Raw genomic sequence first — 19,039 nt, 5'->3', positions numbered from 1 at the left:
TGCGGTTATTTTTTTATTTAGGCTGTTATCTCTCTCTGTTTTCTAAAAATGGTCCATTGCAACAATAAAGAAATTACAATTGTAAGCATTGCACCAATGAAATTCAGCCACAAATAACCCAGTTTTTCTTCTCCGCTCGGGAAAATATAAATGGCGTAATAGTAGATGATAAAAATAGTAATCTGACTTACTACAGCGCTATAAAAAATGGCTTTAGATTGTACTTTATGGATGTAAAAACCAACTAAGAAAATTCCAAGGACTGTTCCATAAAATATGGATCCAATGATGTTTACCAGTTGAATTAAATTTTCAAAAAGCGTTCCAATACAAGCAAATAGTATGGCTATAACCCCCCACAATAAGGTAAAGAATTTTGTAGCATACAGGTAGTGTCGTTCTGATTTTTCTTCTTTTAGATTGCGTTTGTAAATATCAATTGCGGTGGTAGAGGCCAGTGCATTCAATCCCGAAGCGGTAGAGGACATAGCGGCCGAAATAATTACGGCCAGTAACAAACCAATAAGCCCTTTGGGTAAATAGTTGAGAATAAAGTGAAAAAACACATAATCTTTATCATTGGTCTCGCTATTACTATCAGCTTTCAGAATTATTTCTTTGGCACGATCTCTTAAATCTTTTTCTTTATTGGATAAAGTCACTAATTCTTTCCTAAGCGTTGGATTGTCATAATCCTGATTGAGCTGGTCGATGTACAAAAGATTAATTACTTTTTTGTCTTCGGATAAATCGTCTAATTTTTTCTCCAAAGCATTGTATTCGCTTTTGTAAGCTGATTTTTCAATCATGGCTTTATTATTTGGATTAAAATTTAACGGAACAGGATTGAATTGGAAAAAGACAAAAACCATAACTCCGGTCAGTAAAATAAAGAACTGCATAGGTACTTTTAAAAGTCCGTTCATGATTAGTCCCATCTGGCTTTCTCGAACGGATCGTCCGGATAAATAACGTCCTACCTGCGATTGATCGGTACCAAAATAAGCTAATGCCAAGAAAAAACCTCCTGTTATTCCGCTCCAAAAGGTATATTTTTCCTCTGGATCTAAAGAGAAATTAACAATATCCATTTTATCATTTGCCCCAGCAATATGCAACGCACTGGAGAAAGTCATATCATTAGGTAAATAATGCAAAATCAGAAAAAAAGTGATTAGCATTCCGGACATAATCACAAACATTTGCTGTTTTTGAGTTACATTCACTGCTTTGGTTCCACCCGAAAAAGTATAAATGATAACTAATACACCAATAATAATATTCATGTAGGTAAGATTCCAACCCAATAAAGCGGACAAAATAATTGCCGGAGCGTATATGGTCAATCCGGTTCCTAAACCTCTTTGGAACAAGAAAAGGATGGCAGCTAGGGAACGGGTCTTCAAATCAAATCTTTTTTCAAGGTATTCATAAGCTGTATACACTTTGTATTTGTGGTATAAAGGGATAAAGGTGACACAGATTACCACCATAGCAATTGGCAGTCCAAAATAGAATTGCACAAAACCCATACCGTCATGATAGGCTTGCCCCGGAGTAGAAAGAAACGTAATTGCACTGGCTTGTGTGGCCATAACAGAAAGTCCTACAACATGCCAAGGTGTTTCATTACTCCCTAAAATAAAGTCTTCTACATTTTTACTGCCCTTGGTTTTCCAAGCCCCATAAATTACAATAAACAATAAAGTTACTATCAGTATAATCCAATCAAATAATTGCATAATTTAAGCGTATAATTTCATGATGAGACAAAAGATCAGGATGTATATTGCATTGGCTACAAGTACCCAAGTATAATTTTTCTTCCAGGTTTTTATTTTTTTTGTTTCCATTTTAAAGTGGGTTAGTTCTTGATTTTTTGAACAGGAATTTTTTCAGATGATTGTAGCGAAATAATATTAGAAATTAATTTATAGGCACCAGTAACGCCTTCAGGTAATTCTCTAAAAAAACTTAAGCCGGTATAAATATAGTGTCCTTTTCCGTAAGGAGCAATAAGTAATGCACCATTTTTAGGGCTTTCCCCTTTGTCATTTGAAGATAGGATAGGAGTAAAGGCTTTGTCGTACTCATTGGGGTAATACAATCCTTGTTCTTGTTTCCAGCCTTCAAAGTCTGTAGCTGTAATTTGGTTTGGAAAATTCAAAACAGGATGATGTGGCGATAAGAATCGGACTTCGGCATCTTCTTCGGTCACTCGGTCTCGGGAGAGTTTCAAGGGATAAGGTGCAATAGTATTGGTAACAAGATCTCCTGCAGTATTGTACTGAACGATCATTGTTTTTCCGGATTTTACAAAATCAAAAAGTATATTTTGTTTGTTTGCCAGTGCAGGCAAGATATTATAGGCACGAACACCTGTGATGACTACGTCGTACAATTCTAATTTTTCAGGAGTAATTTCTTCAGGTTTAAGTAGTGTTACGGCATATCCTAATTGCGTCAGGCAACTGGGAACTTCATCTCCGGCACCCATAATATATCCTATTTTTTCACCATTCGTTTTTAAATCTGTTTTGATGCATTTAGCTTCAGCCAATGTTAAAACTTGCTGTTTTGTGATGTGGTCATACTTAATGATAATTTGTTCTTTGTCAAATTGTTTATTGTCAATTATCGCCACGCTTTTGGCTACAGCTTCTTCGGATTTATTTGGTGCAGTTACCTCAAAATAAACAATTTGTTCCGTTCCCTTTTTTTCAATGTTAAAAGGAATCGATTTAGGAAAAACACCCCAGTTTTCAGGTAATTCAAGTTGTAAAATTCCTTTTACGGAGTCTTTTCCAGTTTTGATTTTTACGGCTACAGCTTTCTTTTTTGTGTCTTTAAAAAGCAATACTTTGTCTATAATTGAAGTAGTAACTTCGGGAACAATGTCCAGATAATTATATACTTCCCCTTTTACATCATCGTTGTATTTATACACTACGGTTCGTTCAAATGGAATTTCAATCTCATTGATTTTAATATTAAAAATCACTTTAACTTCCCGAATAATATCTGGAATCCCTATGTTTTGTTGTTGCTTTACTGCGTACATCCCAACTGTTCCTTTTTCTTTTAACCAATATGGTTGTGTGTAGTTAATTGATTCGGGTAATTTTAAATCTAAATTAATGGTGTTTAGTATGTTGTTTTTTAAATCCCGATTTTGAGGTGTAATATTTTGATTAGGTATAGCGGTCACACTCATTAATTGTATGGGTACGGAGCTTCTATTAATGGCTTCGAGTTTCAATTTAATAGTGCTTCCGGGAGTCGCTTCCTGATTTTGGGCAACGGCTTCAAGATACAAACCAGAACAGGCCGATATAATTTCTTTTATGGCTTCTGATTTCAGTGGCGACCACTGATTTTCGTCCAAAGCTTTCATCATAGCATAGGCTTTCGCCAAATCTGGAATGCTTGCCGAAGGATTATTATGGTCGAATTCAGCGGCAATAGTTGTCAATAATTCTCCGATTGATTTTCCCTCTTTTATTCGGTTCCAAGAAGTATCGATTCCTTCAAAAAGTGATTTCTTATCTTTTAAAGCATCTCCATTTATAAACTCTAAATATTCTGTTTCCTCCCCACGGGCTCCAGTGCTACCAAACCCTTGGGATTGATGGCGGCTCCGACTTAATGCGGCTATTTCCTGATTTGATTTTCCTAATCCAGCGTAATAAACTCCTGTTTGCAGCGCAATTAAATTCGTTTTATAGGCAGCATTAAATTTTTCGATACTTCCATAAAACCACCAAGACGTATTAAAAAACTGTCGTTTGGTTTGCCAAGGTGTTACAAATTGCAATTGCTCGGGAAAAATTGATGGGTTATTCGCTAAGTCAAAACTTTCTACGCTTAACATTGCTGATGCCGTGTGGTGTCCGTGAGTGGTTCCGGGCGAACGATGATCAAATCGATTAATAATCACATCGGGTTGAAATTTCCTGATGGCCCAAATAACGTCAGCTAGTACTTGTTTTTTATCCCAAATTTCTAATGTTTCTGTTGGATTTTTAGAAAAACCAAAATCATTGGCACGGGAAAAAAACTGTTCTCCTCCATCAATTTTTCGGGCTTCAATAAGTTCTTGGGTTCTTATTACTCCTAATAATTCCCGCAATTGCGTGCCGATTAAGTTTTGTCCACCATCCCCGCGTGTCAAAGACAAATAGCCGGTTCTGGCCTTTTGTTCATTGGATAAATAAGAGATCAACTGGGTGTTTTCATCATCAGGATGTGCGGCTATATAAAGTACGGAACCTAGAAAATTAAGCTTTTGAATTTGATTATAAATTTCAACAGAATTTGGTTTTTGAGGTTCTTGTGCAATTGTTATTTGGCAACATAAGAGAAATATTAGAATAGCTGATGCGTGTTTTTTTTGCATTTTTTAAAATTTAATTGCAGTAACTTCAAATGTAGGAATTAAATAATTTCTTCTGAAATATTTTTGGTTTTCTTTAATAATTAAAAAGAGAGAGAACCAATTTTGGTTCTCTCTCTTTTTAAATTAAGGTGTGACTAATCTCGATCATGTCCTTTTCCCTTTCCATGTCCATGACCATTGCCGTTATTTCGGTTGTCATGTTTTTTATATTCTCTTCGGTCATCATTATCATATCTTCTATGATTATCATTCCCCCTTTGGTTTACATAAACGCGACGATTATTGTTGTGCCCAATATTTCTTTGTTCTCTTCCATGATAACCTCTATGATATTTTACTTTGTGATTCTTAAAATTACTATAAGGTCTTGAACCGTGATAATCGTTTAATACTACTTTATATCCATCATATAAATCATAGTTTCTATATTGATTTGGTAAATATCTGGAACGTATCCATCTTCCTCCACCAAAATAAATGAACTGTGTGGCTCTTACATCATAATAAGCTTCAACATCCGGTAAATAATAATATTCAGCTTCTGCGTATCCTATAGGTCCCCATGATGGAGCAGTACCTATGTTTAAATTTACTGAGACTTGTGCATGTATTGTGCTTGATGCAAAGAGTATAATTCCTACGATGATTAATTTTAATGTTCTCATTTTTTCAAATATTTAATTTGTAATAATTTTTTATAATAACTTGTTATTGCTATACTTTTGTGAATTTCCAACAACTGTGCCAAAACAAAAAAATTAACATTTAATTAAGGATTAATGTTCTAAAAAAAAGAGCCTCATTGCTGAGACTCTTTTTATAAATTATTATGAAATCAGTATTAATGTTTTCCATTTCCATTATTTCCTTTTCCACCTTTATTGCCATGTCCTTTATTTCCATGTCCGTTATTCCCATTACTTTTGTACACTTTATTGTTATTACTGCGGTTAGAACCTATTGATTTTTGTGGTTTACCTTTGTATCCTTTGTAGTATTTTACTTTGTGTGTTTTAAAGTTACTGTATGGTCTTGAACCATGGTAATCGTTCAATACTACTTTATAACCATTGTATAGATTATAATTTCTGTATTGATTAGGTAGATTTCTTGAACGAATCCAATTTCCTCCACCAAAATAAATGAATTGTGTGGCTCGTATATCATAATAAGCTTGAACATCCGGTAAATAATAATAATCTACAGCTGAATAACCAACTGGCCCCCATGCTGGTGGACTACCTATATTTACATTTACTGAAACCTGTGCTTGCATCGTATTTGCGGATGCAAATAGTATAATTCCTGCGATGATTAATTTTAATGTTTTCATTTTTCGAAATTTTAATTAGTAATTATTAGATAGTAATTTTAGTTACTATTTTATCTCGTTTTGAAGTAAAACCAACAATTATGCCAATATCAAATAATTAACATTTACTTTGTTATTTTACTTCATAAAAAAAGGAAACGATTATTCGTTTCCTTTTTCTACAGGTATAAATTTATTTACAATAAAAGTATCAATAAAAGGATAACGATTATAATTGCACCTACAGATAAGTATATACCATTTCCTGTAGATTTTAATTCTGCTTTGATAGCACGTACTTCTTTACGTAATTCTTTTTTTTCAACTGAAGTCAAAGACGATTTATCCATCGCTTTTATTTCATCAAGTCTATTAAGCAAAACTTTTACTTCTGCAGGCACTTCTTTAGGAGTATTTAAAATTACAGTTGGATTTTTTTCAGCGGCTAACATTTGTGTTGGAAGAACACTAATTGATAATACCATCATCATCAAATAAAAGGTGAATTTTTTCATTTTGTTTGGTTTTTAGTTAAAATTTTAACACAATAAAAGTAAACAATAAAACATAATTTTTTCTTATAAAATTAAGGTATTAAATTATATAATTCACACCCTTCATTGTGTACTGTATCGTAATTTTCTAAAAAAAGTGTCCTGTAGATAGTGTGTTCAATATAATCCCATACAAATTGAACTGTTTTCGAAGGATATTAGTATTATGCGAATATTTTTTTGGAATAATTTATATTTATAAAGCGTATTATTTGTAAAGCACGGTACGGGGTTTTGTCAGTTCGAAATCTTGAAAACCAAAATCAGTTGTTTCAATTGCATTTGTTTTGAAAATATTTTCGCCATTTCCAGGAATGGACGGATAGTAGGACAGCGAAATTTGAAAAGCACTAAATACCAGAAAATCATTGTTTATAATACATCCAATTCCAATTTTTGAATAGGCTTTACTTTGAGTCAATCCCTTATTAGGATTTCCTAGTACGGCAATGGAATAATTACAATAGGGATTGATTCTAAATCCCCAAAGATCCCATGGCGCATAGGCTTGGGTTTGTATGGTTAAGAGTGCTTTTTGGGTTCCATATTGAGCACTATTAAAGCCCCGAAGTCCATAATTTTCATTGATATTTAGCTGATCGCCAATAATATTGACACGGTTTGTACCAATAATTACCTGGGGCTTGATGAACTGTCTCCATTTCCATTTTCCCAGACTCATCAAGTTTGTGAAATAATTTGCCTGAAAAGAAAAAGCGGTTTGCTGCGTAATTGATTTTTCAAAAAAGGTACCTATCTCTACATTAGCACTTAAAAAGCCCCATTTATAATAATTTCCAAAAGCCGCTCGGGCAGCAAGATACAAACGCCCCAAATTGTTTTTATATTGATAGCCAGAAGTGATGCTGTAAATTTTGCCAATGGGAACATCTTCTATAATTCCATTTTTGAAAACATAGTTGTCTTGCACGAATTTACGTGAACTAATACCAATCCCGAAAAGAGCAAGTTTTTCACTAGAGTAGAAATCAGTGGCATCATAGAGGATAGTTGGGCTTTCCAGATATTTTATATTTAAAAAACGTCCTGCCAGAATCAGATTTGTGGTGCGCTGGTTTTCTGTTCTTCCTTTAAAAATAGAAAAGGCACGTCCAAGCCATAAATCCTGCGAATTGTATTTGAAATTTTGATAGGTAAATACTGAATTGACATCAGCAAGGGTGTCTTTTCTAAATTGCTGGTCTATGTATATTCCCCCTGCCCATTTTGTAAAAGCAGAGTAAAAGGGACGGTCTACATTGAGGCTTTTGCTGTAGTAATTGTCTAAATCTATCCGGTAATTCAGAGTTGTCTGAATGAAGGTATTCTGGACGTTAGGAACGCTATAGGACAATCCATACGCGCTTTTTCCGTCGCTGAATCTGTTTTTGAATTCATTTTTGAATTCATGGCCAGTGCCTAGAAAATTACGATCATTGAGTTCAAAATTAGTTCTTGAACTGGAAATGGATCCCTTGGGAATAATACTCCATGTATCTAAAACCCGAAAGGTGACATCTACTGAATCCGGGCTGTTCTGAATTAATTGTGGGGTTACGTCAACGCGACTGATGTATCTTTGAGCTCTAATCAATCGTTCTGATTCTTTTACTAATAAAGAATCGAAAGGTGTGTTTTTTGTTATTAACAGTACATTCTTAATAGCGAGTTTTTTTGTTTTGATATGAATTCGGTTTCCAGTTCGTTCGGCCCAGTTTTTAGGGGCTCTGGCGGTATCAATATCAGAATACCCAAAAGGGTCTAAAGTGATAATAGTAATATTTCTGATCGTTTTTCCTTCAAAAGTTTCGTATTTTTTGGGAATTACTTTTTTCTTTGTTTTTTTTATAGTTACGGGCCTGAAAACTAATTTATGAACAAGTGTTGTAAACTTATTTTTTTTAGAATAGGATTGAATTTTTTTGTAAACGCCAGCGGAATCTTTTTCTTTCTGGTTTACTTGTGAAAAAGAAATCTGGTGGCAACAGACGATCAAAAAGAATAAAATCAGCTTTTGCTTTTTAGTCATTATACAAAATTAATTTAAAAATTGAGAAAGAAAAAACCAGCAAAACATTGATAAATAATTGGTTTAAATAGACTCACTTGTTTTATTAAGGTCAGTTTCTGCTTTATTCTCTGTATTGTTTTCCGTTGTTGTCTCAGTAAAAACAGGAACTATAAGATCCGTTTTAATTATGGTTTTTTTAGAGGATGCATCTGAATCGAATAGCGGTAATTTGATACTATGCCAAGTATAGGTTTTGGGCAAATGATCTCCCATTAAATACCCCCAAGGTTCTAATGACTCAATTCGGTCAAAAATTACCTTAAGAACCGCAATTATGGGTAATGCTAAAAACATTCCGGCGATTCCTGCAATGGCTCCTCCAATAATGATTCCTATAATGGATATAAAAGCATTTATTTCTACTTTTGAACTTACTATTATTGGGACAAGGATATTATTATCTATTAATTGAACAAAGATGGTAACCACAATTATACCAATAATTATGGATAAATCCGGAGTACCAGTCAATGAGGCAATAATGCTTAAAATTCCGGCAAAAAGGATTCCTATATAAGGAATTAGATTTAGAATTCCAGTTACAACACCCAGCAAAACAGCATATTTCACGCCAATAATAATAAATCCTACAGTAGTCATTACCGATACTAAAATGGTCTCGATAATTAAACCTACAATATAACTGTTTATAGCAACTCTAATATTTGTTAAAATATTTTTTAATTGTTCATGATTCTCTTTTTTGAATAGTTTAGACAAAAACAATAAAAAATGAGTCCTGTATAAAAGAATCAAAAAAGTATAAATAGGGATTAAGGTCAAATTTAGTAGCGTATCCGTAAATGACAATAGCGTGGTACCAATGATTTCTTTCCCTTTTTCCATAGAATCTTCAGTAGCTGTATCCAGATATTGTTTTTGTTCCCAAGAACTTAAATTGAAATGTTCACTGAGAAACTGTTGAATGTTACTAATATGAATAGTTATGTTTCTTTCAATTTTATCAAAATCATCTGCAAAATCACTGATTTGAAAGGATAGAAATACAAAAAGGCCTAAAAAAAGCAATACAAAAAGCAGTACCGCCAGCATAACGGCTAACACATGGGGAAAGTAGAGTTTAGATTTTAAAAACTGAACGATGGGATATAACAATATCGCAAATAAAAAGGACATCATTATGGGAACTAATATATCCTGACCAATATAAAATATAAAAATAATAGCAATTAAGCTCAATAAAACGAGCGTAAGTTTTGCGTAAAATGGAAATTTTAAAAGGTCATTCATATCTTTTTATTTTTTTTTAAAGACAAAAACAATTCAATAGTAAATTATTTATTTCTAATTGACAAATATCCAGCATTTAAAAAAGTAAAACATTATATATTTTTCAGCAATAGTTATATAATTTCCACTTCAATAGGATCTTTTGCAAGATGATGATTTACCATTCGTTCAGCAGAAGTAAACTAATCCGTAAATTCTTTTTGATCGGCATAATTGTTTAGTATCGAAATTCCTTTTTGCAAAAGCAAGCTGTTCGGATAGATGATTTTTTCTCCATCTATAGTTTTCAAATACACATGAAAAGCCCCTATATCTTCAATTTGAGCTTCAATAGGAAAATCTTTGTCATGAATTTTTATTGTATCTCCAATTTTAAACGGAAAAGAAAAAAACAAAATAACTCCAGAGGTGATGTTGCTCAAAATAGACCATTGAGCAAACATAGCGACACCTACAACGGTGGTAATAGAGGAAAGTGCAATAATAATATCCTTTGTCTGAACGCCCCAAATTAGTATGACAGCTATAATTGCAAGAATATTTATAAATAAATGAATGTATTTGATGACTAAATTAGTTCGATGCTCCAGTTTTTGGTTTGATTTAGCATAGCTGCGTACTAATTTTGCAGCAATAATTCTCAAAAAAATCAACAGCAATCCCAGGATTCCTGTGGCCACCAGTTCTCTGGAATACTCGTGAAATATAAATGTATCCATAATGCAATCAGTCTAATTTAGTTAAGTAGTCATATACTTTATCCGTAGGCATTCCCATCACATTAGCATAGGAACCTTCAATTTTTGAAACGCCAATAAAACCGATCCATTCCTGAATACCATAAGCACCCGCTTTGTCATAGGGCTTGTAATTTTCTATATAGTAGCGAATGGATTCCTCACTCAACGTGTTAAAAGTGACTTTTGTTATTTCATGAAGCAGGACTACTTTTTCATTTGTCTTAAAGCAAACAGAAGTAATTACTTGGTGAGTAGCATTCGATAATGATTTCAAGATTTCAAAAGCATCCTGTTCGTCTTTTGGTTTGCCTAGCGCTTTGTTGTTGTACCAAACAATGGTGTCACTGGTGATTAGGATTTCATTGGACTGTAATTCACCGTCAAAAGCACTGGCTTTTAATTCAGCCAAATAGTTCGTGATTTCGTACGCTTTTAACTCAGGAGGATAAATTTCTTCGATTTCTTTCAATCGAATTTCAAAATCTAAGTCCAAATCTTTGAAAAATTGCTGCCGTCTTGGCGATCCTGAAGCCAGAATAAGGGTGTATTTTTTTAATTTATTTTTAAGCATTATATTTTATATTTAAACGAATAACAATAACGGATAAAATTCCTAAAAGAAGGATGCATTTTAACAATACACTCAAGATGTGGCACTCTCTTTTTGATTTTGCAGACCAAATTTTTAAAGTGAAATAAAACAACGGACCTACAACAAATAACAACATATATAATGTTGCAAACACCAATTCTAACAGGTACCGATGAATATAACATACGATAAAAAATAGCGGAATCAAACTTAAGCCGGAAACTATTTTTGCCGTTCTGGATTTTCCAATTACAATAGGTAAGGTACTCATTCCTTGATTATAATCGCCATCTGTATCTTCTATATCTTTGACAATTTCCCGAAGCAGATTAATAACAAAAGCAAAAATAGCATAATCTATCAAGATAGAAAAAAACAAGCCCATTTGTTGCTGATTATTTATTGTTGTTGCAGGAAATAAATCGAAAACTCCAATGATAATCACACTAAAAGAAAGTAGTAAAGCCACAATGATATTACCAATAAGCATCATTTGTTTCAGACTGGTTGCATACAAATAAAGTGTTGCGGCAACCAAAATAAAAATAGAGGCAAAACCTGGTTTTCGTATGACATTCGACAAATAAAAACCAATCATTACCCCACTTGACGTAAGCCAAATATACAGATTATAGGCTTGAATTTCTGAAATGGTTTTGCCCACAATCACAGCATTTGGTTTATTGATGGTATCTGTTTTTTGGTCAAAGATATCATTGATCACATAGCCGCCTGCAGCGATCAAAGCAGTTGATAAAATTAATAATCCATACTGCCAATCCGATAACGCCAAAGAAATATTCTGAACGTGTAAAAAACCATACCTGAAAACAAATTGCATAAAAGCAAGCATTAGCAAGTTCTGGTATCGAATTAGTTTTAAAAAAGGAACCACAGATGTTATTTGAAATTTATAATTTAACATTTAAAATAATACTAATCATGCTTCCCGTCAAAATGTGCCATCCATTTCCCTTGTGCTTTCATGACTTGTTCGATGACATCTCTGGCCGCTCCTTTTCCTCCGTTTTTATGCGAAATATAACGGGAAATAGCTTTGATTTCCGGGCTAGCATCTTGGGGACAAGTGGGTAATGTGACTAACTGCATCACATGATAATCAGGAATGTCATCGCCCATGTATAACACGTTTTCAGGTTTAATGTTGTAAAGTTCCACATATTCTTTAAAAGTTTCTACTTTGTCCGGCGTACCTAAATAGATGTCTGTAACCCCCAGATTTCGTAGTCTGACTCGAACCCCTTCATTGCTTCCGCCGGAAATAACACATACATTAAACCCGCTTTCTATAGCTGCTTTCATAGCGTATCCATCTCTAATATTCATGGTGCGCAATATTTCTCCTTCATTAGTTACAAAAACAGAGCTGTCAGTTAGTACCCCATCGACATCAAAAATAAAAGTAGTGATCTCGTTCATTATTTCTTTATAACTTTTTGCCATTCTCTTGTATTGATTGTGTTAGTATTTTATAAATAGTCAGATGATTTTCATTTGATAAAAAAGCTTCGTGGGCTTCAATCGTTGAAGTGTCATTGCGTTTTGCAGGACCCGTTTGTGCCTCTTGCGGCGAAAGTACCATTATTTTTCGAACTGTTTCTGCAATTAAAGGTCTTAAGATTTCAAATGGAACCTGATGTTCCTGGCAGATTTCCTGACCTATTTGGTACAAATGATTGGTAAAATTGTTCACAAATACGGCCACCACATGCAAGGCTTTTCGTTGCTCAGAGTTGATTGCATAAACGGTTCCTGAAATTGATTTGGCCACTTTATCCAATAATTCATAATCAATCCCATTTTCGCTTTCTAAACAAATAGGAATGATATTGAAATCGACCGCTTTGTTTTTGGTAAACGTTTGCAAAGGATAAAAAACGCCTCTTCGATTATTTTCGTCTAATGCATGCAAAGAAACACTCCCGGAAGTATGCACCACTAAGCGATTCTTGAAAGCTAGATTAGAGGAAACTTCAGCAATAGCATCATCAGAAACTGAAATGATATACATGTCGGCTTCAACTAAAGTATTGAAATTATTAGTGACTTTTTCCAAGTCTATTAGGTGGGAAACACTTTTTATTTGTCTCGAATATACCTGAACCAATTCTATTTCTGTCCCTGGTCTATGAGGATTTTGAAATGCCGCAATTAAATGCTGTGCCACATTTCCGGAGCCAATAATAACTACTTTGATCATGGGGTAAAATTAGCAAAAAAAATATGAAGTGTATTATTCAATTTTCAGGAAGGTTACAAATAAAAACCAGCCTAAAAAAAAGTTCTTTAGCCTTCTTGAAAAAGACTTAATTTTAGTTTAAATTAACAAATGTAGGAATATAGAAGTCAACATTTTTAAGTACTTTTGTACCACTTTTATAAAACATAATCCCATAAAAATGGATAAAAAAATATTTTCTTTTTTGTTTTCTACACGATTAATGGCCTTTCTGTTTATTTCATATGCCGTTGCCATGGCCACAGGAACTTTTATCGAAAGTAAGTACAATACGGATACGGCAAAAATTTTAATTTATAATGCGTGGTGGTTTGAGGCTATTCACGTATTTTTTGTGATTAATTTCATCGGGAATATTAAGCGGTATCAACTCTTGAAGAAAGAAAAATGGGCTACTTTATTGTTGCATTTGTCTTTTATTCTTATCATTCTTGGTGCTTTTGTAACGCGATACATCAGTTATGAAGGAATGATGCCAATTCGTGAAGGGGCCGCTGAAAATCAGATTTTTTCTGACAAAACCTACCTGACACTTTTTGTAGACGGCGAATTTAAAGGGGAAATGAAACGCCGGGTTTTTGAAAAACAGGTACTGCTTTCTCCTGCCACTAGTAATAATTTTAGCATTTCCGGTACTTTTGCTGATACCCCATTTGAAGTGGAATATGAAAATTTTATAATGGGAGCTAAAGAATATGTCAAACCTGATCCAAAAGGAATTTTGTATTTGAAATTAGTCGAAGCAGGAGATGGTAGTCGTCATGAACATTTCTTGAAAGAGGGCGAAGTACAAAATATTCATAATGTTTTATTTTCGCTAAATAAATTTACGGATGGTGCCATAAATATCAATACTACAGGAAACGCGTATACAATTCAAACACCTTTTGAAGGAGATTTTATGCGAATGGCAGATAAACTAAAAGGAAAAGTGACTAAGGATAGCGCGCAAACATTGATGATGCGTTCGTTATACACAATAGGTGAAATGCGATTTGTGCTTCCGGATCCTGCTGTAAAAGGGGTTATCGATTATGAATCTAATAATGATTTTAAAGCTAAAAATCATGAAGATGCACTAACAGTAAAAATAACGGCTGAGGGACAAGAAAAAACAGTAACCGTTTTAGGCTCCAAAGGTAAATTAGGAGATGTAAATTCAGTGAAAATTGGGAATATAGAGTACTCGGTTTTTTATGGAAGTAAGGCGTATGTTTTGCCTTTTAAAATTAAATTGAATGACTTTATTGCACAAAAATATCCAGGAACAGAGAAAAGTTATTCTTCATTTGAAAGTCAGGTTACTGTTGAGGATAAAGAACCTTTTGATGCCAGAATATATATGAACAATGTTTTGGATTATAAAGGATATCGCTTTTTTCAATCCGGGTTTGATCCTGATGAAAAAGGAACCATATTGTCTGTAAATCACGATTTTTGGGGAACAGCAATCACTTATGGTGGTTATTTCATGCTATATTTTGCCATGATGTCCATTATGTTTACTAAGTATTCTCGTTTTGCAGAGATTAAGAGAAAATTAGAAGTGGTAAAAATTAAGAAAGCCAAATTGCTGACTATTTTAATCCTGCTATTTAGTTTCAACAGTTTTGCACAAGAACACGACCATGCGGATCACGAGGGACATGACCATGAACAAACCCAAACCGCACCAGAGACCCATTCCAATCATACTAAAAAGGTGTTCAGTCAGAATGAATTACAGGAGCTAATTACAAAATTTAAAGTTCCTGCTGAACATGCCTCAAAATTTGGACGATTGGTCATTCAGGATGCTGGTGGACGAATGAAACCTATCAATACTTTTTCTTCAGAATTGTTGCGAAAAGTAAGTCATGATGATACTTATAAAGGAATGAATTCAGATCAGGTATTTTTGTCTATGACACAATATGCGAGTTACTGGATTGAAATTCCTATTATTTATATCAAAAGTGGGAATGATAGTATTCGTAAAATTATAGGAATTGATAAGGAAGCTAAATTTGCTCCTTTCGTATCTTTCTTTGATGCAAAAGGAAATTACAAGCTTTCAAAATATTTAGAAGAAGCTTTTAAAGTTGCAAATCCTAACCAGTTCGAAAAAGATTTTATCGAAACGGATAAGAAAGTAAATCTGATGGAATCAGCTTTGAGCGGACGAATTTTAAAAATTTTCCCAATACCGGAGGATAAAAACAACAAATGGGTTTCTTATTTAGAGCTCAATGAAGCCGGTTTCAAAGGAATGGAAGCGACGTATACTAAAAATGTATTGCCTTTGTATTTTGGTTCTTTGGCAAGCGCTGCAGCATCCAATAATTATGCAGCATCCGATGAATTACTGGGGAGTATCAATGGTTTCCAAAAACGTTTTGGCAGCAAAGTGATGCCAAGCGAAGAAAAAATAACTTCGGAAGTATTGTATAACAAATATGATGTATTCAAAAAACTGCCGTATTTGTATATTTTCTCCTCTGTTTTGATGTTGTTCTTCACGATTTTACAAATCTTCAAAGAAAGAAAAGCATTAAATTATTTAGTCAATTTCATGCACATTGTCGTGATTGGATTATTTGCATTACACACCTTTGGTTTAATCGCCAGATGGTATATTTCTGGTCATGCACCATGGAGTAATGCGTATGAATCTATTATTTATGTAGCCTGGGCAACTATGTTTTTTGGTTTGGCTTTCGATAGAAAATCAAAGCTTACTGTGGCATCATCTGCCTTTGTAACCGCTATGATTTTAGCGGCAGCTTACATGAACTGGATTGACCCGGAAATTGCAAATTTACAACCGGTGCTGAACTCCTATTGGTTAATGATTCATGTGGCGGTAATTGTGGCCAGTTATGGACCGTTTGCGTTAGGAATGATTTTGGGGACGGTTTCATTATTGCTGATTTTGTTTACCAATGAAAAAAACAAAGCCAAAATGGATTTGAATATTCAAGAGATCACTTACATTAATGAATTAGCCTTAACGATAGGTTTGATAATGTTGACTATTGGAAACTTCCTTGGAGGACAATGGGCCAATGAAAGCTGGGGACGATACTGGGGCTGGGATCCAAAAGAAACTTGGGCATTAATCAGTATTATGGTCTATGCTTTTGTAATTCATGCCCGATTTGTTCCATCACTACGCGGGAAATGGGTATTCAATTTAATGAGTATGTTTGCTTTTATATCTATATTATTCACCTATTACGGTGTGAATTTTCATCTGGTAGGATTGCATTCCTATGCGAGTGGAGAAGCCCATTCCTTAAACTGGATTTGGTATTCACTGGCAGTAATAACATTATTTGGTGCTGTTTCCTATCCAAAATACAAGAAATATTATAAGAAATAAGTTGGATTATTTTCCAATAACAAATAGACTGTCTCAATATAAAAATGAGCCAGTCTCTTTTGATTGTATTTCTAAAAGAGAAAACCTACTAGTTCCTAAAATCGATTTCACTCTCGAGAAGATGAAGTTGTAAAAAAAGTAAAAAGCAGCTCATGGAGTTGCTTTTTTGCATAAACAACCAAAACGGCTTGCATACAGGACAAAATGTATGGATATAATGGTTGTGTCTGTCGTGTTGGAAGGGGATGGTGTCGTGAATAAAGTATTTGATTGGAAATAAGAAAAGCATGCATTATAAGTCGCTTTGAGTTGGTCATTTAGCATGTGATTTTCCTTCTTATGCATAAAATCAGCATAGGTAATTGGGTATGGAATAGGAGTTTATTTCTCCCGGAATAAATTTTGTTCTTCGTATTCTATGGTTTGATAGTAGTTTGATGAGATGCCTTAAAAGTGGTTTTTTTGAACCGCCATGCAATTATATTAATACAACCTAAAAATAGGTAAATCAATTAAATAAAAAAAGTCCATTTGTCATTTTTTTATATAAAAAAAGAGGCTGTCTTTTTGAGACAGCCTCTATAATTTCAATTTAAATATGAAATTATGGTCTTTGTTTTTTCATTTCTTTTTCAATCATTTCGTAGAATTGATCAATTTTTGGTAAAACAACAATACGAGTTCTTCTGTTACGAGATCTGTTTTCAGCCGAATCATTTGCAACTAAAGGAATATATGAACTTCTTCCTGCCGCTATTAATTGCTCTGGTTTAACACCCAATTGATTCGTTAAAACACGAATAATAGAAGTAGAACGTTTCACACTTAAATCCCAGTTGTCAAGTATCACACCGGAACCATTGTAAGGAACATTATCAGTATGTCCTTCAACCATACATTCAAAATCGGGTTTATCATTGACCACTTTGGCAACTTTAGCCAAAACCATTTTGGCTCTATCAGTCACTTCATAACTTCCGCTTTTAAACAATAGTTTGTCAGCTATAGAGATAAATACAACTCCTTTTTCTACATTTATTTCGATATCCGGATCAGAGATTCCTACTGAACTTTTTAAACTAGTAACTAACGCAAGTGTTACACTGTCTTTTTTAGTTAAAGCATCTTGCATTCTACTAATTTTCAAATCTTTCTCTTTGATAGATTCTAACGCTTTTTCAATATTTTCAGCTCCTTTAGTAGACAGAATAGTCATGTCTCTAGAAGTACTGATTAAACCTTGATTTTGGTCTTTCAAACCACTCACGGTAGCAATAAGACCCGCTTTTTCTTCTAAGCAAGAATTTAATTTTACAGTTGCTGTATTTAATAAATCCTGAGTTTCTTTGTTTCTAGCTTCTAAATCAGTGTATTTCTTTTTTGATACACATGAGGATAGTACAGCTAAAACAGATAAGGCAATTACTATTTTTTTCATAAATTGTTTAGTTTTAGTTTTAATGTTAATTACAAATTTAACTTTTTTATATTTATTTTATTCCAAATAAATCGTTAAAAACAACGATATTCCTGATAAAATAAATGTAAACGATACTTTTTGTAGTATAGTATTTTTGTTTTTGAAATTTTGCTCTTTTTTTGCATTGTGATGAAAATAGGCTGTAAAAGGACCCGTGGGCTTTTAGTATTGCGAAAAAATGTTTGAACTTTCCTTTGAAAATAAATTGTAAACCTGCAATTCCGTCTAACACCATTCGGATTAAAAGTATCCAAAATAATTGATTTTTTGGGATATTTTTGGTTAGCATTAACAATGAATTTCTAAAGTTCAAAAAAGTTTTTTTGGAATTCCCTTGTTGCAAAGTAGCCCCGCCAACATGGTAAACAACGGACTCATAATTGTATTTTATTTTATACCCTTTGTTGAAAGCACGCCAACATAAATCAATCTCTTCTTGATGTGCGAAAAAATCGCCGTCAAAGCCATTTAATTCCTTATAAACAGAACTTCGGATAAAAAAACAAGCTCCGGAAGCCCAAAATATTTCTCGGTTGTCATCATACTGACCACAGTCTTTTTCTACGGTGTCAAAAATTCGTCCTCGACAATACGGATATCCAAATTTATCAATGAATCCACCGGCAGCACCAGCGTATTCAAAATATTCTTTGCGTTTGAAATCTAATATTTTAGGCTGAATAATGGCAGTTTCAGGTTCTTTTCTAAAAGTTTTAAGTATCGGTTGCAACCAATTTTCAGTCACTTCAATGTCAGAATTCACCAAGGCAAATAGTGTAGCATCTATGTGTTTTAAGGCTTCATTGTAGCCACTGGCAAAACCCAGATTGCTTTCGTTTTTAACAATTTTAACCAAAGGAAAAAAAGCTTTTATATAAGAAATCGAATCATCTGTAGAGGCATTGTCAGCCACATAAATGGTAGCTTCCGGTGAATATTTAACCACAGACGGCAAAAATTTTTCTAATAATAAAATTCCATTCCAATTCAGGATGACAACAGCTACTTTCATTCAGATTTTT

15 protein-coding genes are annotated in these 19,039 nt (G+C 33.6%); 1 reads left to right on the top strand and 14 read right to left on the bottom strand.

Features of this window, described 5'->3' with window-relative positions; all coding sequences use genetic code 11:
• Positions 1–17 precede the first annotated feature (17 nt).
• From EKM05_RS02970 to EKM05_RS02915, 12 genes are all read right to left on the bottom strand, one after another.
• Positions 18–1,742, bottom strand: coding sequence for a sodium:solute symporter (locus EKM05_RS02970; protein WP_126459360.1), 1,725 nt, complete (start codon positions 1,740–1,742; stop codon positions 18–20).
• A 122-nt stretch (positions 1,743–1,864) separates the two neighbouring features.
• Positions 1,865–4,396, bottom strand: a complete 2,532-nt coding sequence (locus EKM05_RS02965; protein WP_126553383.1) for a PIG-L family deacetylase — start codon at positions 4,394–4,396, stop codon at positions 1,865–1,867.
• A 134-nt stretch (positions 4,397–4,530) separates the two neighbouring features.
• The gene (locus tag EKM05_RS02960) at positions 4,531–5,061 is read right to left on the bottom strand and encodes a hypothetical protein (RefSeq protein ID WP_126459366.1); all 531 of its coding nucleotides are present in this window, start codon (positions 5,059–5,061) and stop codon (positions 4,531–4,533) included.
• A 176-nt stretch (positions 5,062–5,237) separates the two neighbouring features.
• Positions 5,238–5,729 (bottom strand): hypothetical protein, encoded by a 492-nt coding sequence (locus EKM05_RS02955; protein ID WP_126553381.1) that lies wholly within the window; start codon positions 5,727–5,729, stop codon positions 5,238–5,240.
• A 176-nt stretch (positions 5,730–5,905) separates the two neighbouring features.
• Positions 5,906–6,223 carry a hypothetical protein gene (locus EKM05_RS02950; RefSeq protein ID WP_126459372.1) on the bottom strand — a complete coding sequence of 106 codons (318 nt, stop codon included), beginning with the start codon at positions 6,221–6,223 and terminating at the stop codon, positions 5,906–5,908.
• Between the two features lie 247 nt (positions 6,224–6,470).
• Positions 6,471–8,291 (bottom strand): hypothetical protein, encoded by a 1,821-nt coding sequence (locus tag EKM05_RS02945; protein WP_126553380.1) that lies wholly within the window; start codon positions 8,289–8,291, stop codon positions 6,471–6,473.
• A 63-nt stretch (positions 8,292–8,354) separates the two neighbouring features.
• Positions 8,355–9,584 carry an AI-2E family transporter gene (locus EKM05_RS02940; protein WP_126553378.1) on the bottom strand — a complete coding sequence of 410 codons (1,230 nt, stop codon included), beginning with the start codon at positions 9,582–9,584 and terminating at the stop codon, positions 8,355–8,357.
• A 182-nt stretch (positions 9,585–9,766) separates the two neighbouring features.
• Positions 9,767–10,303: a mechanosensitive ion channel domain-containing protein gene (locus EKM05_RS02935; RefSeq protein ID WP_126459381.1), complete on the bottom strand. Its 537-nt coding sequence runs from the start codon at positions 10,301–10,303 to the stop codon at positions 9,767–9,769.
• Between the two features lie 7 nt (positions 10,304–10,310).
• Complete coding sequence (locus tag EKM05_RS02930; protein WP_126553376.1) at positions 10,311–10,895, bottom strand: Maf-like protein; 585 nt, start codon at positions 10,893–10,895, stop codon at positions 10,311–10,313.
• Positions 10,888–11,757: a geranylgeranylglycerol-phosphate geranylgeranyltransferase gene (locus EKM05_RS02925; protein ID WP_233590865.1), complete on the bottom strand. Its 870-nt coding sequence runs from the start codon at positions 11,755–11,757 to the stop codon at positions 10,888–10,890. Before EKM05_RS02925 ends, EKM05_RS02930 begins: the two co-directional genes overlap by 8 nt.
• Positions 11,758–11,852: 95 nt before the next feature.
• Positions 11,853–12,380: an HAD family hydrolase gene (locus EKM05_RS02920; RefSeq protein ID WP_126459389.1), complete on the bottom strand. Its 528-nt coding sequence runs from the start codon at positions 12,378–12,380 to the stop codon at positions 11,853–11,855.
• Positions 12,364–13,137 (bottom strand): Rossmann-like and DUF2520 domain-containing protein, encoded by a 774-nt coding sequence (locus EKM05_RS02915; RefSeq protein WP_126459392.1) that lies wholly within the window; start codon positions 13,135–13,137, stop codon positions 12,364–12,366. Before EKM05_RS02915 ends, EKM05_RS02920 begins: the two co-directional genes overlap by 17 nt.
• Positions 13,138–13,336: 199 nt before the next feature.
• Here EKM05_RS02915 and ccsA point away from each other — a divergent pair, with 199 nt between their 5' ends.
• Complete coding sequence (gene ccsA, locus EKM05_RS02910) at positions 13,337–16,537, top strand: cytochrome c biogenesis protein CcsA (protein WP_126553372.1); 3,201 nt, start codon at positions 13,337–13,339, stop codon at positions 16,535–16,537.
• Between the two features lie 604 nt (positions 16,538–17,141).
• Here ccsA and EKM05_RS02905 read toward each other — a convergent pair.
• Positions 17,142–17,975 (bottom strand): OmpA family protein, encoded by an 834-nt coding sequence (locus EKM05_RS02905; RefSeq protein ID WP_126459398.1) that lies wholly within the window; start codon positions 17,973–17,975, stop codon positions 17,142–17,144.
• Between the two features lie 52 nt (positions 17,976–18,027).
• Positions 18,028–19,029, bottom strand: coding sequence for a glycosyltransferase family 2 protein (locus EKM05_RS02900; protein WP_126451519.1), 1,002 nt, complete (start codon positions 19,027–19,029; stop codon positions 18,028–18,030).
• Between the last annotated feature and the right edge of the window lie 10 nt (positions 19,030–19,039).

This window comes from Flavobacterium sp. GSP27 (assembly GCF_003970395.1).
GTDB lineage: Bacteria > Bacteroidota > Bacteroidia > Flavobacteriales > Flavobacteriaceae > Flavobacterium.
Note: the sequence above shows the minus strand (reverse complement) of the source record. Positions and strands in the feature narration are given on the sequence as shown.